This is a genomic window from Allobosea sp. P1_A7 (assembly GCF_056406775.1).
Genome location: NZ_JBFTZN010000129.1, coordinates 14,241 through 31,956, shown reverse-complemented (window position 1 = coordinate 31,956; position 17,716 = coordinate 14,241). Strand labels below are relative to the sequence as shown.

The 17,716-nt window shown below is 65.4% G+C and carries 18 protein-coding genes and 2 pseudogenes; 8 read left to right on the top strand and 12 right to left on the bottom strand.

The features are described from left to right. Together AC1D34_RS21420 and AC1D34_RS21415 are read right to left on the bottom strand one after the other, a co-directional pair. On the bottom strand, nucleotides 1–266 hold a 266-nt coding region (locus AC1D34_RS21420; RefSeq protein ID WP_476825250.1), incomplete at its 3' end, for a hypothetical protein. A 193-nt stretch (nucleotides 267–459) separates the two neighbouring features. Further along, a complete protein-coding gene (locus AC1D34_RS21415; protein ID WP_476825249.1) occupies nucleotides 460–696 on the bottom strand; it encodes a LysR substrate-binding domain-containing protein in 237 nt (78 codons plus the stop codon). A gap of 63 nt (nucleotides 697–759) precedes the next feature. On the opposite strand from AC1D34_RS21415, the pseudogene AC1D34_RS21410 reads away from it, so the two are divergent. Continuing rightward, a pseudogene (locus AC1D34_RS21410) lies at nucleotides 760–1,047 on the top strand (oxidoreductase); the annotation flags it as partial. Between the two features lie 64 nt (nucleotides 1,048–1,111). Here the strand turns inward: AC1D34_RS21410 and AC1D34_RS21405 are convergent. Next, a complete protein-coding gene (locus AC1D34_RS21405; protein ID WP_476825248.1) occupies nucleotides 1,112–2,527 on the bottom strand; it encodes an aldehyde dehydrogenase family protein in 1,416 nt (471 codons plus the stop codon). A gap of 103 nt (nucleotides 2,528–2,630) precedes the next feature. On the opposite strand from AC1D34_RS21405, the gene AC1D34_RS21400 reads away from it, so the two are divergent. Next, complete coding sequence (locus tag AC1D34_RS21400) at nucleotides 2,631–3,533, top strand: LysR family transcriptional regulator (RefSeq protein ID WP_441504689.1); 903 nt, start codon at nucleotides 2,631–2,633, stop codon at nucleotides 3,531–3,533. 6 nt (nucleotides 3,534–3,539) lie between these two features. Here AC1D34_RS21400 and AC1D34_RS21395 read toward each other — a convergent pair whose 3' ends face one another. Beyond that, nucleotides 3,540–3,842 carry a HigA family addiction module antitoxin gene (locus AC1D34_RS21395; protein ID WP_476825247.1) on the bottom strand — a complete coding sequence of 101 codons (303 nt, stop codon included), beginning with the start codon at nucleotides 3,840–3,842 and terminating at the stop codon, nucleotides 3,540–3,542. Then, nucleotides 3,842–4,129, bottom strand: coding sequence for a type II toxin-antitoxin system RelE/ParE family toxin (locus AC1D34_RS21390; RefSeq protein WP_441488613.1), 288 nt, complete (start codon nucleotides 4,127–4,129; stop codon nucleotides 3,842–3,844). Before AC1D34_RS21390 ends, AC1D34_RS21395 begins: the two co-directional genes overlap by 1 nt. A gap of 444 nt (nucleotides 4,130–4,573) precedes the next feature. On the opposite strand from AC1D34_RS21390, the gene msrB reads away from it, so the two are divergent. From msrB to AC1D34_RS21370, 4 genes are read left to right on the top strand one after another with little or no spacing between them, the layout of a single operon-like run. Continuing rightward, nucleotides 4,574–5,056 carry a peptide-methionine (R)-S-oxide reductase MsrB gene (gene msrB, locus AC1D34_RS21385; RefSeq protein WP_441488839.1) on the top strand — a complete coding sequence of 161 codons (483 nt, stop codon included), beginning with the start codon at nucleotides 4,574–4,576 and terminating at the stop codon, nucleotides 5,054–5,056. Between the two features lie 11 nt (nucleotides 5,057–5,067). Beyond that, nucleotides 5,068–6,900, top strand: coding sequence for a cytochrome c biogenesis protein DipZ (locus AC1D34_RS21380; protein WP_476825246.1), 1,833 nt, complete (start codon nucleotides 5,068–5,070; stop codon nucleotides 6,898–6,900). A gap of 15 nt (nucleotides 6,901–6,915) precedes the next feature. Further along, a complete protein-coding gene (gene msrA / locus AC1D34_RS21375) occupies nucleotides 6,916–7,668 on the top strand; it encodes a peptide-methionine (S)-S-oxide reductase MsrA (RefSeq protein WP_441488615.1) in 753 nt (250 codons plus the stop codon). Between the two features lie 35 nt (nucleotides 7,669–7,703). Next, a complete protein-coding gene (locus AC1D34_RS21370; RefSeq protein ID WP_441504691.1) occupies nucleotides 7,704–8,117 on the top strand; it encodes an NUDIX hydrolase in 414 nt (137 codons plus the stop codon). A 37-nt stretch (nucleotides 8,118–8,154) separates the two neighbouring features. On the opposite strand, the gene AC1D34_RS21365 is transcribed toward AC1D34_RS21370, so the two are convergent. Further along, nucleotides 8,155–9,045: a LysR substrate-binding domain-containing protein gene (locus AC1D34_RS21365; protein ID WP_441504692.1), complete on the bottom strand. Its 891-nt coding sequence runs from the start codon at nucleotides 9,043–9,045 to the stop codon at nucleotides 8,155–8,157. A gap of 234 nt (nucleotides 9,046–9,279) precedes the next feature. Here AC1D34_RS21365 and AC1D34_RS21360 point away from each other — a divergent pair, with 234 nt between their 5' ends. Beyond that, complete coding sequence (locus tag AC1D34_RS21360) at nucleotides 9,280–10,071, top strand: class I SAM-dependent methyltransferase (protein WP_476768961.1); 792 nt, start codon at nucleotides 9,280–9,282, stop codon at nucleotides 10,069–10,071. A 17-nt stretch (nucleotides 10,072–10,088) separates the two neighbouring features. Here AC1D34_RS21360 and AC1D34_RS21355 read toward each other — a convergent pair whose 3' ends face one another. From AC1D34_RS21355 to AC1D34_RS21330, 6 genes and pseudogenes are all read right to left on the bottom strand, one after another. Beyond that, nucleotides 10,089–10,514, bottom strand: a complete 426-nt coding sequence (locus tag AC1D34_RS21355; RefSeq protein ID WP_476825245.1) for a DUF779 domain-containing protein — start codon at nucleotides 10,512–10,514, stop codon at nucleotides 10,089–10,091. A gap of 212 nt (nucleotides 10,515–10,726) precedes the next feature. Then, complete coding sequence (adh, locus tag AC1D34_RS21350) at nucleotides 10,727–12,244, bottom strand: aldehyde dehydrogenase (RefSeq protein ID WP_476825244.1); 1,518 nt, start codon at nucleotides 12,242–12,244, stop codon at nucleotides 10,727–10,729. Between the two features lie 158 nt (nucleotides 12,245–12,402). Further along, on the bottom strand, nucleotides 12,403–13,377 hold the full coding sequence (locus tag AC1D34_RS21345) for a GAF domain-containing protein (protein WP_441504696.1): 975 nt from the start codon (nucleotides 13,375–13,377) through the stop codon (nucleotides 12,403–12,405). A 374-nt stretch (nucleotides 13,378–13,751) separates the two neighbouring features. Then, nucleotides 13,752–14,501, bottom strand: a complete 750-nt coding sequence (panB, locus tag AC1D34_RS21340) for a 3-methyl-2-oxobutanoate hydroxymethyltransferase (protein ID WP_476825243.1) — start codon at nucleotides 14,499–14,501, stop codon at nucleotides 13,752–13,754. Nucleotides 14,502–14,589: 88 nt separating this feature from the next. Then, nucleotides 14,590–15,003, bottom strand: a pseudogene (locus AC1D34_RS21335) (cell wall hydrolase); the annotation flags it as partial. 1,061 nt (nucleotides 15,004–16,064) lie between these two features. Then, nucleotides 16,065–16,586 (bottom strand): hypothetical protein, encoded by a 522-nt coding sequence (locus AC1D34_RS21330; protein ID WP_441504698.1) that lies wholly within the window; start codon nucleotides 16,584–16,586, stop codon nucleotides 16,065–16,067. A gap of 42 nt (nucleotides 16,587–16,628) precedes the next feature. Here AC1D34_RS21330 and AC1D34_RS21325 point away from each other — a divergent pair, with 42 nt between their 5' ends. After that, nucleotides 16,629–17,660, top strand: a complete 1,032-nt coding sequence (locus tag AC1D34_RS21325) for an AraC family transcriptional regulator (protein WP_441504699.1) — start codon at nucleotides 16,629–16,631, stop codon at nucleotides 17,658–17,660. Nucleotides 17,661–17,716 lie beyond the last annotated feature (56 nt).

The window sequence follows — 17,716 nt, the reverse complement described above, 5'->3', positions numbered from 1 at the left end:
GGCGTGAGGTGTTCCGGAATGGAACACCTCGGGGCCGTGAAGACAGCCCAATGGGCACCAGAAATGAGGATCACACCATGCCGGATATGCCTCGCCTGGTCGAAAACCCCTCCCTGTTTCAGCGGCTTGGCCTTGAGCCCGAGCCAGCCCGAGCCGGTGTCAATATGGCACAATTGCTGGCCATACTCGAAGACATGTGCCGCATTCAGAAACAGCACGGCATCCGGCTGATGCTTCTCGAGCGCCAGTTGCGCACGCTTCGGCACAGGGCCTGAAACGGTTCTGAGCCCGACTGCGGCCGCCGGGCCCAACGCACAGGAGCTCCCCACCGCCATGAACGGGGCAGCGCCTGGTGCCTGCGCTTCGGCGGTGGCAGCCGATGCTGCTGTTTGAGAATCATAGGCTCGGTTTCGGGCGCGCCACGCCCCCGTCACCATACCAACAAGCGGCCTCCCCGCCCTACATGGTGCGGGACCGGAACTGTTCCGCCATCCAGTCGATGACGACGCGCACGCGCGGCGAAAGCTGGCGCGTATGCGAATAGAGGACATGGACGGGCAACGGGGTCGGAGGATAGTCCGCCAGGATCTCGACGAGCGCGCCGCTGGCCAGTTCGGGTGCGACGCGGTAGCGCGGGACCTGAATGATCCCGAGGCCGAGGCAGGCGCAGGCGACATTCGTCTCGGGGCCGGTCACGGTCACCACGGAAGGCGGGGTGATCTGCCGTTCCCGGTCGCGCTCGGTGAAAACCAGCGGACTGACGAGGCACGCGCGGCGGAATATGCGTCAGGCCCCTATGCCGGCATCGCCGACAAGGCGCTCAAGGGCCTCGCCGGTCTGGAACCCGCCGATGCCGACCCGGACGAGGTCGCCCGCGCGATCGTCCGGGTCGTCGACGCGCCTTTCGGGAAACGCCCGTTCCGCGTCCATGTCGACCCGTCGCAGGACGGCGCGGAGATCGTCAACGGCGTCGCCGACCGCATGCGCCGCGAGATCTACCGCACTATCGGCCTGGAAAACCTGCTCCATCCCGCGATCAACGCCTGAACCGCGTGCGGGTGGAGGCAGGGGCCCGCCGTTCAGCCGGGCCCCGGATACTAGCCTGCCCCGATCAGCCCATCACCGCCTTGGGTTCGAGATAGGCCTCGAGCCCGAACACGCCGTTCTCGCGCCCGATACCGGATTGCTTGAAGCCGCCGAACGGCGCCATCGGCTCCATGGGAGCGCCGTTGATGACGACGCGCCCGGCGACCAGCTGGTCCGCCACGGCCTGCGCGCGAGCGGGATCGGAACMGGCGACATAGGCGTGGAGGCCGTAATCGGTGTCGTTTGCGATCGCGATCGCGTCAGACTCGGTGCCATAGGGGATGATCGACAGGACCGGCCCAAAGATCTCGTCGCGCGCGATGGTCATGTCGTTGCGGACATCGGTGAAGACGGTCGGCCGCACGAACCAGCCATCCTTCGTCTCTTCTGGCCGTCCTTCGCCTCCGATTAGGAGCGTCGCCCCTTCCTCGCTTCCCTTGCGAATATAGGACTGGACGCGGTCCCATTGCCGTTGGCTGACCATCGGGCCGATCGCCGTTTCCGGATCGCGCGGGGCGCCCGACCTGACCTCCGCCACGGCCGCCTTGATCGCCGCCTCGAACTCCGCGAGCCTCGCCCGCGGCACCAGGATACGGGTGCCGGCGATGCAGGCCTGGCCGCTGTTCATGAAGCCGGCCATCAATGCGAAGGGCACGGCTTCAGCGAAATCGGCATCGTCGAGAATGACCATAGGCGATTTTCCACCAAGTTCGAGCGTCACGCGCTTCATCGTTTCGGCCCCGGCACGCAGGATTGCGCGGCCGGTCGCGGTCGATCCCGTGAACGAGACCTTGGCGATATCGCGATGTGCGCTGATCTCTGCCCCAACGACCTCGCCGCGACCGGTGACGATGTTGAACACACCGGCGGGAACACCGGCCTCGTGCAGGGCCTCGGTCACGATCTGGGTCTGGATCGCACTCATCTCGCTGGGCTTGATCACGGCCGTCGAGCCCGAGGCGATCACCATCGCGAGCTTGTTGCAGATGAAGCCGGCATTGGCGTTCCAGGGCGTGATCAGCCCGACGACGCCGAGCGGCTCCATCGTCACCTTCGCCGAGCCGATCCGGCGGGTGAACTCATAGGTCTCCAGCGTCTGCGCCGCGAGCCGGAAACCGCCGACCGCATAGTCCGACATCCACTCCGCCCGGGATATGGGCGCCCCATATTCCTCGATCACGGCCTCGGTCAGCTCGGCACTGCGCGCCTGCACCGCGTCGGCCAACCGATTGAGCAAGGCGATGCGCTCCTGCCTCGAGCTGCGTGAAAACGCGGGAAAGGCGCGCTTGGCGGCTGCGATCGCGGCGCGGGTGTCGATCTCGTCGCCGAGCTGGACCTGGCCGATCACGCGGCCGGTCGCCKGGTTGTGGAGGTCGAAGAGTTCCGTTCCGTGCGGCGTGACGAACGCCCCGTCGATATAGATCGTGTCGATGGTCTTCATGGCTGGCCTCCGGTGCCTCGGGTTTGATGAAGCCGAGATAGGCCGCTCGGATCGATTGGATAATCAGGATAAAGCGGCATGAAGTGATGCGGAATTCGGGACAATGAAGACAGGCCTCGGCGAATACGACGCGATCGCCGCCGTTGCGCGGCTCGGCAGCTTCCGGGCAGCCGCAACCGAACTCGGCATGTCCTCCTCGGCGCTGAGCCATGCTGTGGCTGCGCTGGAGGCGCGACTGGGGGTGCGGCTGTTCAACCGAACGACGCGAAGCGTTGCGATGACCGATGCCGGCGAGCAATTCATCGCCCGGATCGCTCCGGCGCTCGCCGAGATCAGCGGCGCGATCGAGGGCATCAACAGCCATCGGCAAACCCCGGCCGGCACGCTGAGGATCAACACATCGGCCGGCGCGGCGCGAATGGTCCTGACGCCGGTGATCCTGGACTATCTCAGGCGCTACCCGGACATGAACGTGGTGCTCGTCACCGAGGGACGCCTGGTCGACATCGTCGGACAGGGCTTCGACGCCGGTATCCGGCTGGCGGAGACGGTCCCGCAGGACATGATCGCGGTTCCGATCGGCCCCGCCTTGCGACAGGTCGTGGTCGGATCGCCCGGCTATTTCCAGGGGCGCACCAGGCCTGTCGTGCCGGGCGACCTGCTCCAGCACCGATGCATCCGCGCGCGGATGGCGAGCGGCGCGATCTATCACTGGGAGTTCGAGCAGCGCGGCGAGCAGGTCGAGATCGATGTGCCGGGATCACTCACCCTCGACGAAATGACCCTGATGCTGGAGGCGGCCCTGGCCGGGACCGGTCTTGCCTATCTCAGCGAATGGTCGGTCGCACCGCATATCGCCTCAGGGGCACTGATCCCGGTGCTGGAGGACTGGAGCCCGCCCTTTCCCGGCCTCTGTCTCTACTATCCCGGCCGCCGGCACGTCCCGGCGGGCCTGCGCGCGCTGATCGCGCTGATCCGGGAGACGAATGAACGGAGCCGCAAATAGACGGCCTCAGGCAGCCACGGCGATCCGTTGCACCTTGATGTCGTCTTCATGGGCCCTGGCCTCGGCGAGATCATGCGCCGCCTGCATCCGCAGCATCGTATCGGCGCGGACGCCGAACGCCTTCTCGAAGCGGATCGCCATCTCGGCCGACAAGCCGGCCTTGCCGTTCAGAAGATTGCTMATGGCCTGACGGGTCACGCCCAACTTCTCCGCGGTGACGGTTACGCTCAGCCCATGCGGCAGGACGAACTCGGTCTTAAGCCACGCCCCCGGGTGGACGGCGAAGCTTGGATGAAGCTTGATGGCCATCAGTGACAATCCTCCAGATCGATGTCCTCGATCGCGCCCGCCTCGTTGATGTGAAAGGTCATTCGCCAGTTCTTCGTGACCGTGAGCGACCAAACGCCAGAGCGATCGCCAGTCAGAAGGTGAGCGCCGAAATTGGGCGGAATGTTCAGTTCTTCGACTGCCTCGATCACGGCCAGATAGGCCAGCATATTCCGAAGTCGTCCGACGAGATTGCCAGGCACCCCCTTGGCTCTCCCTGTCTCCGCGAACGTCCGGAGCGCCTTATGCCTGATGCTCTCGATGTCCACGCCGACGATGTAGGCCCGCAGCCGTCACGCGTCAAGTGTCGCTTTACACCCAGAAGGCAAGCCGCAGCTGGCTTGTAGACGTGCCATCCTGCCCCCGCGACATTGCCCCAGCTCCGGAAGCCCCGCCCGGCTGCGATTGACGTGGTGCCGATCTGGTCCAGCCGCATCCGTCCCGTTGGCCGCCGCGGGGCGGGAGTGCCTTCGGCGCGGGCTTCTCGCAATGCGTGTAGCGGCCCCGCGTTGCGCCCTCATGGATACAGCGCCGGGCCGTTCGCGGCCCCGTGTCATCGCCCCTTCGCGATAGCCGGCCGGGATGAGATTGCGACATCACGCAGCGATCACATGGTCGCGCGGTGAGCGCTATGCCCATGGAAGAATAGCGGTCTCGTCGCTAGCTTGTTCGGGGACACAGGAATCATCCCGGAGCGGGAGGCCAGCACCATGATGACGAGGCGACATATCCTGCTGAGAAGCGCAGGCCTTGCGGCGGCATCATCGCCCTTGCTGGCCCTCATCGCGCGTTCCGAGGTGACCTTCCCCGTCACCCATACCGACGCCGAATGGCGCCGCCTGCTCAAGCCCGAGCAATACGCCGTCCTGCGCCAGAGCGGCACGGAGCGCCCCTATACGAGCCCGCTGCTGAACGAGAAGCGCCGTGGCGACTTCGCCTGCGCCGGCTGCGACCAGCCGCTTTTCTCCTCGACCACGAAATATGACAGCGGCACCGGCTGGCCGAGCTTCTGGGCGCCCCTGGACAAGGCGGTCGGCACCGAGACCGACAACTCGCTCGGGATGCAGCGCACGAGCGTGCATTGCAGCCGCTGCGGCGGCCACCAGGGCCATGTCTTCAACGACGGTCCGAAGCCTACCGGCCTGCGCTACTGCATGAATGGCGTTTCCATGACCTTCAAGCCGATGGCGGCCTGAGAGCGGCAGCGATGACCCTGTTCCTGCTCGCCTATCTCGGCGGTGTGCTGACGATCGTCAGCCCCTGCATCCTGCCTGTCCTGCCCTTCGTCTTCGCCCGTGCGGGCCAGCCCTTCCTGCGCAGCGGGCTGCCGATGCTCGTCGGCATGGCCGCGAGCTTCGCCGGCATCGCGACGCTGGCGGCCGTCGGCGGCAGCTGGGCCGTCGAAGCCAACCAATATGGCCGGCTGATCGCAATCGGCCTGCTCGCCGTCTTCGGGCTCGCGCTGCTGTTCCCCTCCCTTTCGGACTGGGCGACACGCCCGCTGGTGGCGCTCGGCGGCCGCCTCTCCGAGCAGGCGGAACAGGGCAAGGGCGCAGTCGCGCCTTCGMTGCTGCTCGGCGTCGCAACCGGCCTGCTCTGGGCGCCCTGCGCCGGGCCGGTTCTCGGACTGATCCTGACCGGAGCGGCCCTGCAGGGGGCGAATGCCGGCACTTCGCTCCTGCTGCTCTCCTATGCCGCCGGAGCTGCAACCTCGCTCGCATTGGCGCTCCTGGTCGGCGGCCGGGTCTTTTCCGCCATGAAGCGCTCGCTGGGCGCCGGCGAGTGGCTACGGCGGGGTATGGGTGTTGCGGTGTTGGCTTCGGTCGCGGCGATCGCGCTCGGGCTCGACACCGGCTTCCTGACACGCGTCTCGCTGGCGAGCACATCGGCGCTGGAGCAACGGCTGGTCGACCGGCTCCGGCCGGAAACAGAGGCGCCCGGACAGTCCCCGGTGGCCATGCAGGGCGGCCCGGCGATGACGGGCGCCAACCCCGCCATGATGGCCGCGAACCCGGCCATGACGGGCGGCAACGCCATGATGATGCAGGGCAAGCCTGCGCAGGCGAGTGACGAACTGCCCGTCGAGGGCGTGATGCCGGTGCTGGCGGGGGCGGTCGAATGGTTGAACTCGCCGCCGCTGACCAATGAGCAGCTCAAGGGCAAGGTCGTCCTGATCGATTTCTGGACCTATTCCTGCATCAACTGCCTGCGGACGATCCCCTATGTCCGCGCCTGGGCCGAGAAGTACAAGGATCAGGGTCTGATGGTGATCGGCGTGCATACGCCGGAATTCGCCTTCGAGAAGACCATCGGCAACGTCAAGAAGGCGGTGAACGATCTTCAGATCGGCTACCCCGTCGCGATCGACAATGATTTTGCGATCTGGCGCGCCTTCAAGAACCGCTATTGGCCGGCGCATTACTTCATCGACGCGCGAGGCCGGGTCCGCCACCATCAGTTCGGCGAGGGGGACTATGACGCCTCCGAACGGGTGATCCAGACGCTGCTGGCCGAGGCCGGCAGGACCGGTACGCCGACAGAACTCGTTGCGGTCAAGGCCGTCGGCGCGGAAGCCGCATCCGATGCCGGCAATGTCCGCTCGCCGGAGACCTATCTGGGCTATGAGCGGGCGGAAAACTTCGTCTCGCCCGGCGGGATCGTCCAGGACACGCACCGGACCTATGCGCTGGGCCAGCCCCGGCTCAATGAATGGGGCCTGTCAGGCGGCTGGACGATCGGTGCGGAGCACGCCGCGCTGGACGACAAGGATGGTAGCATCGGCTTCCGCTTCCATGCGCGCGACCTGCATCTGGTTCTCGGCCCGGGAGCGGATGGCAAACCGGTGCGCTTTCGCGTCACCATCGACGGCGCCCCGCCCGGCGACGACCATGGCATGGACAGCGATGCCGACGGCCAGGGGATTGTGAGCGAGCAGCGGCTCCACCAGCTCATACGCCAGAAGGGCGAGGTCGGCGATCGCCTGTTCGAGATCCGCTTCCTCGACCCCGGCGTACAGGCCTATGCCTTCACCTTCGGCTGAACAGGGAGATTGGACATGACACATCCACGCGCCAAGACCGCCGGATCGCCCGTCGCGCGCTACGGCCGGCCTGCCCTCGCCGCCCTGGCGCTGATCGGGCTCGTCGGCCTCGGCCTGCGGATTTCACCATCGGCCGCCGAGAATGCACCCCGCGCGATTCCCGCCCTGTCGGCCGCTGAACCGGCCCCGCAAGCCACGTCCGAAGTCGCTGTCCTGGCCGGCGGCTGCTTCTGGGGCGTGCAAGGCGTCTTCCAACATGTCGACGGTGTCAGCAATGCCGTCTCCGGCTATGCCGGCGGCGAGAAGGCGACCGCCCGCTACGAGCAGGTCGGTTCGGGCCGTACCGGCCATGCCGAAGCCGTCCAGATCACCTATGATCCGCGCAAGATCAGCTATGCGCGCATCCTGCAGGTCTATTTCTCGGCAGCGCATGATCCGACCGAGCTCAACCGCCAGGGTCCCGATATCGGCACGCAGTACCGCTCGGCGATCTTCCCGACCAATGCGGACCAGGCCCGGATCGCCAAGGCCTATATCGCCCAGCTCAACCAGGCCAGGGCCTTTAACGCGGCGATCGTGACCAAGATCGAGCCGGACCGGCCCTTCTACCCGGCCGAGGCCTATCATCAGGACTTCCTGACGAAGAACCCGAGCCACCCCTATATCGTGATCAACGACCTGCCGAAGATCGAAAGCCTGAAGCGCCTGTATCCCGCGCTCTATCGCCCGGACCCGGCGCTCGTCGCCAAGACCGGTCTCTCCAACTGAAGGAACTGACCAATCGGCCTGCCGGACAGATGCCTTTGAACACCCCGCCGACGATCAGGATCGCGGCCGCCCTGCTCACGGACCGACAGGACCGGCTGATCCTGGTGCGGAAGCGCGGCACCAGCGCCTTCATGCAGCCCGGAGGCAAGATCCAGCCCGACGAGACGCCGCTGGCGGCGCTGATACGCGAGCTGCACGAAGAACTCGGCCTTGTCGTCGCGCCGTCGTCGCCGCGCTATCTCGGCTGTTTCGCGGCGCCTGCAGCCCATGAGCAGGGTTTTACCGTCGAGGCGGAGCTGTTCAGCCTGTCCACGGATCGGACGCTCGCCCCCGCCGCGGAGATCGCGGAGCTGATCCGGTTCGATCCGGCTTGCGCGCCCCATCCCGAACTCGCCCCGCTGACGCGCGATGCCATCCTGCCGCTCCATCGGACACGCGCCGGTTCCTGACACGCCGTCTCCCGCGATCTCGGCGACAGGCGACGGCTCAGGGGGCGGCAGCTTCGGCGGCAAATTCTTCGGCGATCCAGACGAGGAAGGCGCGCGCGGCCGGTGAAACGCCATGATCCCTGGCGGGGATGGCGGCAAGGCCATCGGCGAACGGAACAAACCCGCAAGGCGCAACCAGCCTGCCGGCCGCAAGGTCTTCCCCGACCATGCGCTGCTCGACAAGCGCCACGCCCAAGCCCGCCAGCGCCGCCTCGATGCAGAGATGCGTGTGCGGAAAGAAGAGCTCCGCCTCGTGGCTCGCCGTCAGGCCCGTATTGACCTGCCAGGTCTCCCAGGCGCTCGCGCTGTGCTCATGGGCAATCCGGGTCGAGCAGACCAGGCGCTCGCCGTCCCGCGTGATCGCATGCCCGGGAGCGCAGACGGGCCCGAAGGCGATATCGGTCAGGCGGATCGCCCTCTCCCGGTCGCGCGCGGGATAGGAGCGGCGATCCCAGACCAGCACCAGATCGGCGCCCTGGTGCCTGATCTCCTGCGCGGAGGTCATCGACAGGCGTAGCCGGATCTCGGGATGGCGACGGTAGAAGCCCTGCAGATGCGGCACGAGCCAGCGCATGGCGAAGGTGGCGCTGCAGGCCACATGCACGCTCGGCCCGCGCGCCTCCTCCAGCACGCGCAGCCAGCCCTGCTCGAGCGCATCGAGCGATCCGGCGACGACCTGCCGCAAGGCCTCGCCGCGTTCATTCAGCCGCAAGCCGGTCCCCGCCTTCTCGAAAAGCTCCACACCCGCATGATCCTGCAGGCTCCGAAGCTGGCGGCTGACCGCGCCATGGGTTCGGCCGAGCTCCTCGCCCGCACGCGTCACCGAGCCGAGACGCGCCGTCGCCTCAAAGGCCCTGAGGGCGGAAAGCGGCGGAAGCTTGCGCGGCATGACTGATGGTCCGTGAGTTTAGCTCACCATGATCGGATTTTAACTCGATAGCATGAGGGGCAGTGTACCTCTAGAAGAACCGCCATGGCCGGCCAGCTTTCAGTCGATCCCGTGTCTTCATGGGCGGGTCGAGGAAGGCAGGTGGCTGTGCACTGAGTTAACGGAACGCAGGCGATGCGCGGCGCAAGGCCCGCACGCATCTGCCAGCCCCTTTGACGCAACAGGGAGGTCTCGATGACGGTCGGTTCGGTGAATCCACGCCAAGCGGACGGCAGCGCCGGGGACGCGAATTACGGCGTCATCGGCGCGGGCTATACCGCGTATCGGCAGCCCGAGCCGGCAATTGCCGCCCAGATCGAGCAGGCCCTCGGCACCGCGCGGACCGTGCTGAATGTCGGAGCCGGCGCAGGCTCCTACGAACCGCGGGATCGCGACGTCACGGCCGTCGAGCCCTCGGCCTCGATGCGCGCCCAACGTCCCGCCGATCTCGCCCCTGCCATTGACGCGGTCGCCGAGGCGCTGCCTTTCCCGGACGGGCATTTCGACGCCAGCATGACGACCTTCTCCATCCATCAATGGAAGAACCTGGAGGCCGGGCTTGCCGATATGCGGCGCGTGACGCGCGGACGGGTCATCATCCTGAGCTGCGACCCCGATCTCGTGCAACGCTTCTGGCTGAACGATTACGCGCCCGAGGTTCTCGCCACCGAGGCCCGCCGCTACCCCGCGCTTGGCCGGATCCGCACATTGCTCGGCGGCCAGACGCGCGCCGACCCGGTCGCCATTCCCTTCGACTGCCGGGACGGTTTCAACGAGGCCTATTATGGGCGCCCGGAACGCCTGCTCGAGGCCGGTGCCCGGGCGGCGAATTCGGCCTGGAGCTTCGTCGGCGAGCCGGTCCGCGCGGGCTATGTCGCCGATCTCCAGCGCGCGCTCGAAGACGGCAGCTGGGACACGCGTCACGGGGCATTGCGCCGGCAAGCGGCTTTCGATGGTTCGTTGCGGCTGATCATCGCCGAGCCGTGAGGCCGGCCGGACCCAGCTCAGCTGGCGGAGCTGATTGTTCCGCCGTCGAGGCGGCACATCTCCTCGCCGGAAAAGGCACGCGAGCGCGTGAGGAAGCGCTGCTCGGTGCCGTTTTCCAGCGAGAACATCCCGCCGCGCCCAGGGACGACGTCGATGATGAGCTGGGTATGGCGCCAGAGAGCGAATTGCGAACCGCTGATATAGACCGGAACGCCGCCAACCTCGCCCAGCTTCACGTCCTGATCGGAGACGATGAAATCGCCCTGCGGATAGCACATCGGCGAGGAGCCATCGCAGCAGCCTCCCGACTGATGAAACAGAATGTCTCCGTGCTCGGCCTGCAGCCGCGCGATCAGGCGCAAGGCGGTCGGAGTGGCGGTGACCTGCTCGATACCTTGTGCCTGCTCGATGACTGGGACCTGTCCGATGACGTGCTCGCTCATGCCGGAGCTCCCCGTGGCGTGGGACGACCAAAACCTGCCGTAGGCCCAGGCTCAACGCCGGGCCATGCGGCTTGAGGGAGAGCCCGGCACGCCAGCAGCAACGTTCGCTGCGGGCGTGCCGGGCCTGTGCCCATGGAGGGGCGGGCAAACGCCTGAAGAAGCCAGCTTCTTCAGGGAGAAGCTGAACATCTTCAGGAGAAGCCCCAGGGGCTTCAGAAGAAGCCGAGCTTCTTCGGGGAGTAGCTCACCAGCATGTTCTTGGTCTGCTGGTAATGGTCGAGCATCATCTTGTGGTTCTCGCGACCGATGCCGGACTGCTTGTAGCCGCCGAAGGCCGCATGCGCGGGATAGGCGTGGTAGCAATTGGTCCAGACCCGGCCCGCCTGGATCGCGCGGCCGAAGCGATAGGCGCGATTGCCGTCACGGGTCCAGATGCCGGCGCCGAGGCCATAGAGCGTGTCATTGGCGATCGAGAGCGCCTCTTCGTCGTCCTTGAATGTCGTGACGGAGACGACCGGCCCAAAGATCTCCTCCTGGAAGACCCGCATCTTGTTGTGCCCCTTCAGGACGGTCGGCTTGACGTAATAGCCGCCCGCCAGATCGCCTGGCAGCTCGTTTCGCGCCCCGCCGATCAGCACCTCGGCGCCCTCCTGCCGGCCGATATCGAAATAGCTCAGGATCTTCTCGAGCTGCTCGGACGAGGCCTGCGCACCGATCATCGTCGCGCTATCCAGCGGGTCGCCCTGCTTGATCGCCTCGACGCGCTTCAGCGCCTTCTCCATGAAGCGGTCATAGATGCTCTCATGGACCAGGGCGCGGCTCGGGCAGGTGCAGACTTCACCCTGGTTCAGCGCGAACATGACGAAGCCTTCGATTGCCTTGTCGAAGAAATCGTCATCCTCGAGCGTCACATCCTTGAAGAAGATGTTCGGCGACTTGCCGCCCAGCTCCAGCGTCACCGGGATCAGGTTATGGCTGGCATATTGCATGATCAGGCGGCCGGTCGTGGTCTCACCGGTGAAGGCGATCTTGGCGATGCGGTTGCTCGAGGCGAGCGGCTTGCCGGCCTCCAGGCCGAAGCCGTTGACGATGTTCAGGACGCCCGGCGGCAGGATGTCCGCGATCAGCTCGGCCAGGACGAGGATCGAGGCGGGCGTCTGTTCTGCCGGCTTCAGCACGACGCAATTGCCGGCGGCGAGCGCCGGCGCCAGCTTCCAGACCGCCATCAGGATCGGGAAGTTCCAGGGAATGATCTGGCCGACGACGCCGAGCGGCTCGTGGAAGTGATAGGCGACCGTATCATGGTCGATTTCGGAGATGCCGCCTTCCTGCGCGCGCACCGCGCCGGCGAAATAGCGGAAATGGTCGATCGCCAGCGGCATATCCGCAGCGGTCGTCTCCCGGATCGGCTYGCCGTTGTCCCAGGTCTCGGCCAGCGCGAGAAGCGCGAGATTCTCCTCCATCACATCGGCGATCTTGTTGAGGAGCAGCGCCCGCTCGGCGGCGCTGGTGCGGCCCCAGGCACCCTTGGCGGCATGGGCGGCGTCGAGCGCCGCCTCGATGTCGTTCGCGTCGGAGCGCGCGACCTCGCAGAGCAGCCGGCCATTCACCGGAGAGGTGTTCTCGAAATAGCGCCCTGACTGGGGCTCGGCCCATTTGCCGTTGATGAAATTGCCATAGCGCGCCTTGAACGGCGTCGCGGTCGTGCGGTTGAATTCGGGCTTGTTCATCTCATCCTCCATCGCAGCGCTGTGAGGCCGCGCCCTGGAGGGCAGGATCGGCCGCAATGCTTGGCGTTGTCAGGAGGCGTGCGGCGCTTTCAGATGCCCGACTGTCTCAGCTTTGCGACAGGTTTTGGAAGAGATTGCATGTTCGGCCACCCGTGCGCTCACCGGCCGCGCTGGAGCCCGAGCCTTGTCAGCTTCCGGTGCATGGTGGCGCGGCTGACCCCGAGCATGCGCGCCGCCGCCGAGACATTGCCATTGGCCCGCGCTAGAGCCCGCTGCACGACGCCGCGCTCGGCGGCGCTCAACGCCTCGGCAGGCCTTGCCTCGTCACCCGCCAGGAGATCGTCGGCGGGAAACGGGTGCGCGAGGCGCTCGTCGGTCAGCCCATAGGCCAGCCGCGCCGCCCGGCTCGCCCCGATGACGAGATCCTCCTTGTCGACAGCCAGCAGACCTCCGCCGCCGCCGAAGCGGTCCTGGGCGACGACGATGCGTGCCTTGGGAAAAACCATCCGGAAATGATGAGCCTCGATCCTGTGCGCCGCCTCGAGCGTCGCGCTGGCGACAAGCTTCAGCATGGCCGGCGTCAGGTCGGCCCGGCAGGTCGAGACATCCAGCGTCGCGATCAGCCGCCCCTGCGCGTCCCAGATCGGGGCGACGCTGCAGCTCAGGCCGATATTGCGCGTCAGGAAATGCTGGTCGCGGTGGATCGTCAACGGACGCCCCTCCGCGAGGCAGGTTCCGACGCCGTTGGTGCCCTCGCTGGCCTCGCTCCAGACCATTCCGGTCCAGAGCCCGATATTGCGGAAATCGACATCGTCGCCGACGACGCCCCGTCGATCGAGCGGCACGCCCTCGCGATCGGTGAACAGCACGCAGCAGCCGGCATCGCCGACCGACTGGAAGAGCCGATCAAGGGTCGACTGCGCCACTCGGATCAGCGGATCCAGGCGTTCGAAGGCGGCATCGAATTCATGCTGGCTGAGCCGCCAGGGCGGCCGGGCGTGGTTGGGATCGAGCCCGTATCTGACCGCGGAACGCGACCAGGACGCCGCCACGGCCGATTGCGCCACTGCCGCAGCGTTGTTCAGTGTCGAATATATCCGATCAGCGTGCAGGCCTCGCGCAGTCTCGACCATGCTCGGCATCCATTTCCACCCGCTTCGCACCGTCATTGCCAGCCGAGGCGCGTCACTACCGGCAGCCATGCGATTTTCGGCATGTTCCGGCCGTTCCGGCACCGCTGTCAACCGTCCGATAGGCGGAGGTCAGGATAGGAAAGCGTTCTGGTAGGAATTGACGAAGCCGATCGTTATATTCCAACTTATATAATGAAAGATCGCGCCGAGGCCATTCTAACGGAGGCCGCCCCGGAGATAGCGGGCGCATCCGACTGATAATGTCCGTCCCTCGCTGCCTGCATTGCAGCGACAGATCGGCGGCCGGCCACATGCCCCTGCGGCCGGAGCCGGCTCTCAGTAACTGTGCTCCGCCCCCGGGAATTCCTGGCTCTTCACCGCGGCGACATAGGCCTCGACCGCCTGCTGGATCGAGCCCGCGCCGACCATGAAGTCCTTGGAAAAGCGTGGCCTCTTGCCGGGATAGACGCCGATCGCGTCGTGGAGGACGAGCACCTGGCCATTGCAGTTGACACCGGCGCCGATTCGCCAATCTCGGCGGCGAGCGTCGACGGCACCATTTCCAGCACGAGGAAGCGCGCACCCGCCTGCTCCAGCGCGGCGGCGTCGGCCTTGAGCTTGGTCGCAGCATCAGCCGATTTGCCCTGGACCCGGTAGCCGCCGAGCTGGTGCACCGATTGCGGCGTCAGCCCGAGATGGCCGCAGACCGGGACGCCGCGCTCGACGAGAAATCGAACGGTTTCGACGGCATAGTCGGAGCCTTCGAGCTTCACCATATGGGCGCCGGCAGCCATCAGCCTGGCGGCGTTGTGCATGGCTTGGGCAGGACCTTCCTGATACGAGCCGAACGGCATGTCGGCCATGATGAAGGCGCGCCTGGCGCCGCGCGCCACGCAGGCCGTGTGATAGACCATCTGCTCCATGGTCACGGGCAGGGTCGTGGCGTGCCCCTGCAGCACATTCCCCATGGAATCGCCGATGAGCAGGATCTCGACACCGCAGCTCTCGAGCAGGCTCGCGAAGCTCGAATCGTAGCAGGTCATCATCGCGACCTTCTCGCCCGCCGTTTTCATCCGGGCGAAATCGGCCAGCGTGAGGGCGCGGGCATCGGACAGATAGGCCATAGGCATGACTCCCGGCGAGACTGATCGCCGCGCAACCTATAGGGGCCGCGCTCGCAATTGCGAAGCGAGCGCCGGCCTCAGGTCCGGGTCACCCTGAATGGGCCAGTCCGGTCGTGCCGCGGCTGTAGAAGATGTGGCGGCCGATCACATCCATCTTCTTCAGCCTCTTCGCCCAGGAGGGCTGGACATAATCGGCGTGATAATGCGTGGAATCGCCGACCTCCACGAGATAGGTCCGGCCCTCGTAAACCTCACGTGCGATGCGCTGGGCCACCTGCCACTGCTCCGGCTCCTTGATGCGCAACGACTTGCCTTCGCAGGCGAAGGTGAACTGGCAGGCGAGCCTGCGGTGGCGGTTCTGATAGACGACGCCGCAGACGGACCCCGGATAATACCCGCTCTTGACCCGGTTGAGCACCACCTGGGCGACGGCGACGCGCCCGTCCTCCGCTTCGGAGCGCGCCTCGAAATAGATCGCCTCGGCGAGGCAGCGCTGCTCGCTCGCCAGCGTGTCGCCGTCGACGACGACCGGCACGCCGGTGAGAATGAGCTGCGTGGTCGCCAGGGTCGTGGCGGGCGGCTCGACAAAGGCCGCAAGCGAAAGCAACGCCAGTGGGGCGATGCGCTTCATGGGGATACTCCGGGGGGTAAGGGTCAAGCCGTGCGTTCGCGGTCCGGATCCATCGTCGGCAGGATCAGCGGCCCTTGTGGCTTGGTCTGTTTGCTGGGTTTGGGCGCCGCGGCCTGACCGGAGACGAGCACATCAAGGCTCTCACGGAGGCTGTGGAGGCGGAAAAGAACTCGTTTTGCTGGAGCTTGTCCCGAAGCATGGCGAAGGCCCTGCGTAGCGCAGCGTCTCGATATGCCGAAGGCGACAAGGCTGTTTGACTAACGTGGGTTAACTGGCGTTACGGCCATTGCGATGAGGAGTGAGGCTGCGGGCAGAGCCGCATCAAGCGGCCTCGTGCCGAGGCGTTACCGCGCCGCTCAACGCGCGGGAGAACCACGGAACGGCGTCAGGCCTCAGGCTATTCATTGACGACTGATCTGTATTAGCGCGTCGTCCGGATACGCCGGCGCCGCGCCGGAACGCGACAGTGGAAATGACGACCACTTCGCAGGCGACAATCTTTCCCGTCGCCGACCGAGAGTGACGACCGTTACGCGAAGCAAAATTCTGTATCGCAAACATACAGTCTGCATCACCGTTGAGTTTAACATTCATGGCAAATCGGCCTCGACAACGTCGGCTCGGCGTACCCGAAAAATGTTGCTGACGGCTCTGCCTCTTTTTCCTAATTACCAAAGATTTTTTCTCTCCCGATTTGAGACTGCATTGTTCGCTGATCGAAGCGCTATGGACAGGGAGTTCGGCAACTTTGTGACCGTTCCTGCCGATAGGTGATTTAGACGCGCATCGCGCCGGGATCCCTCAGGAATATGCACGCCGAATTTTGTAATCAATATTTTGGTAAATCGCAATTAATATTATTAACTTAATTTAATAAACATAAATCAATAAGATAATACTGACGCATATTAGCAGGCGCGCAGATTTTAGATTCAGCGCCTTTGCCTGCACTGACCCGAATCTTGCGAGGGAACAAACTTCCCGCCGACGATGGCATTGCGGCTATGAATCGCTTCTCCGGTGTTGACGATGATCGTTGTCGTCTGGATGGCTCCGCCAGAGGTCGGCTCAGCGAATGAGACAACAGCCTGCCCGGAGGCAATCGTGCCGAAATTCGGCCACAAGGTCGCCGAGCCCGCGCCGCCAATCAGGGAAGCGGAGCTTTTATCGGTATCCCAAACAAAGGTCAGGGCATTGCGAAAGCTAGGGAACCTACATTCCCAGGCAAAGGTCGCAGCGTGACCGGTCGAAGAAATCATGATCCCGACAGCGCTCAATGAGGCCAGACGCCGGCGAGATCTCATCCATAGGCTCCAATTCCGCAACAGGTTTGTTCTGGGCTTATTGGTTTGTCCTGGGCCTATTGCCTTCGAGGCGTGGCCGGTGCGCGCACGCAGACCGGACATCCCTGAAATACGTTGCTGGAGCATCCGACGCTTGTTAATTTCGGCCAAGATTTTGCTCGTCCCGGACATGAGCAGGGGAGTTCGGCGGCTTTGCCACGCGACCTGACCTCCCTGCCGACCACGCTAGCGGGCATCTCGCGCCTTGCCGTTGCGCGTCTTGCCGGCGCCGGCATACCGGCCGCGCCTCTCCTGAACGAGGTCGGCCTGACCGAGGACATGCTCGCCGATCACGATCAGAGAGTGCCCTCCCGGCGTCAGGTCGCATTCCTGGACCGGGCCGCGGCGGCACTGGGTGATGATTGCCTCGGCTTCACCCTGGCCCAGGAATTCGACCCCCGAGCCATGGGCTTGCTGTTCTACGTGATGGCATCCTCACAAACGCTCGGCGACGCAACGCAACGGATTGCGCGCTACAGCGCGATCACCAATGAAGCGCTGGTCTTCAGCATTGCCGAGGGAAGCGGGTTCACCGTCACGCTGAGCTATGCCGGCCTTCCCCGGCATTGCGATCGGCACCAGGCCGAGTTCTGCATTTTTGGAGCAATCAGGATCTGCCGCATCCTGACCGGCGCAAATCTCGTCCCACAACACGTCTCGATCGCGCATCACCGATCGGGCGACACCTCTGCGATGTCGCGGTTTGCCGGGACGAAGGTGGAGTTCGGCGCCGAGACCGATGCATTCGTTCTGCAGGCCGATGCGCGCGAACGCCATCTCGTGAATGCCGACCCTTATCTCAACGATCTCCTCCAGACCTATTGCGAGGCGGCGCTATCATCCCGCACGACCAATGCGAGCCCGCTTCGGGTGAGCGTCGAGAATGCGATTGCTCCGCTGCTGCCTCACGGCAAGGTTCGCGCCGAAGTCATCGCCCGCCAGCTTGGATTAAGCGAACGGACACTGGCGCGAAGGCTCGCCGAGGAGGGGCTGAGCTTTTCGGAGGTCCTGCGGCAACTGCGGCGTGATCTGGCTTTGCGCTATCTCAATGATGGCGACCACCATGTCTCCAAGGTCGCCTGGCTGCTGGGTTTCCACGAAGTCAGCGCGTTCTCGCATGCGTTCAAGCAATGGACCGGGCTGGCGCCGAGCCAGATGCGGCTGGGCGGCACCCCGAACGGATGAATGTCGCTTGGCCGACGCCAAGGCCGTTGGCGCAGTCGGCGCGGCCAGAGCGCATG

Bases quoted from the DNA above. Each gene is read 5' to 3' on its own strand.
- AC1D34_RS21400 (WP_441504689.1), top strand. From the start codon at position 2,631: ATGAAGACAGGCCTCGGCGAATACGACGCGATCGCCGCCGTTGCGCGG.
- msrB (WP_441488839.1), top strand. From the start codon at position 4,574: ATGACGAGGCGACATATCCTGCTGAGAAGCGCAGGCCTTGCGGCGGCA.
- msrA (WP_441488615.1), top strand. From the start codon at position 6,916: ATGACACATCCACGCGCCAAGACCGCCGGATCGCCCGTCGCGCGCTAC.
- AC1D34_RS21365 (WP_441504692.1), bottom strand. From the start codon at position 9,045: ATGCCGCGCAAGCTTCCGCCGCTTTCCGCCCTCAGGGCCTTTGAGGCG.
- AC1D34_RS21360 (WP_476768961.1), top strand. From the start codon at position 9,280: ATGACGGTCGGTTCGGTGAATCCACGCCAAGCGGACGGCAGCGCCGGG.
- AC1D34_RS21355 (WP_476825245.1), bottom strand. From the start codon at position 10,514: ATGAGCGAGCACGTCATCGGACAGGTCCCAGTCATCGAGCAGGCACAA.
- AC1D34_RS21345 (WP_441504696.1), bottom strand. From the start codon at position 13,377: ATGGTCGAGACTGCGCGAGGCCTGCACGCTGATCGGATATATTCGACA.
- panB (WP_476825243.1), bottom strand. From the start codon at position 14,501: ATGGCCTATCTGTCCGATGCCCGCGCCCTCACGCTGGCCGATTTCGCC.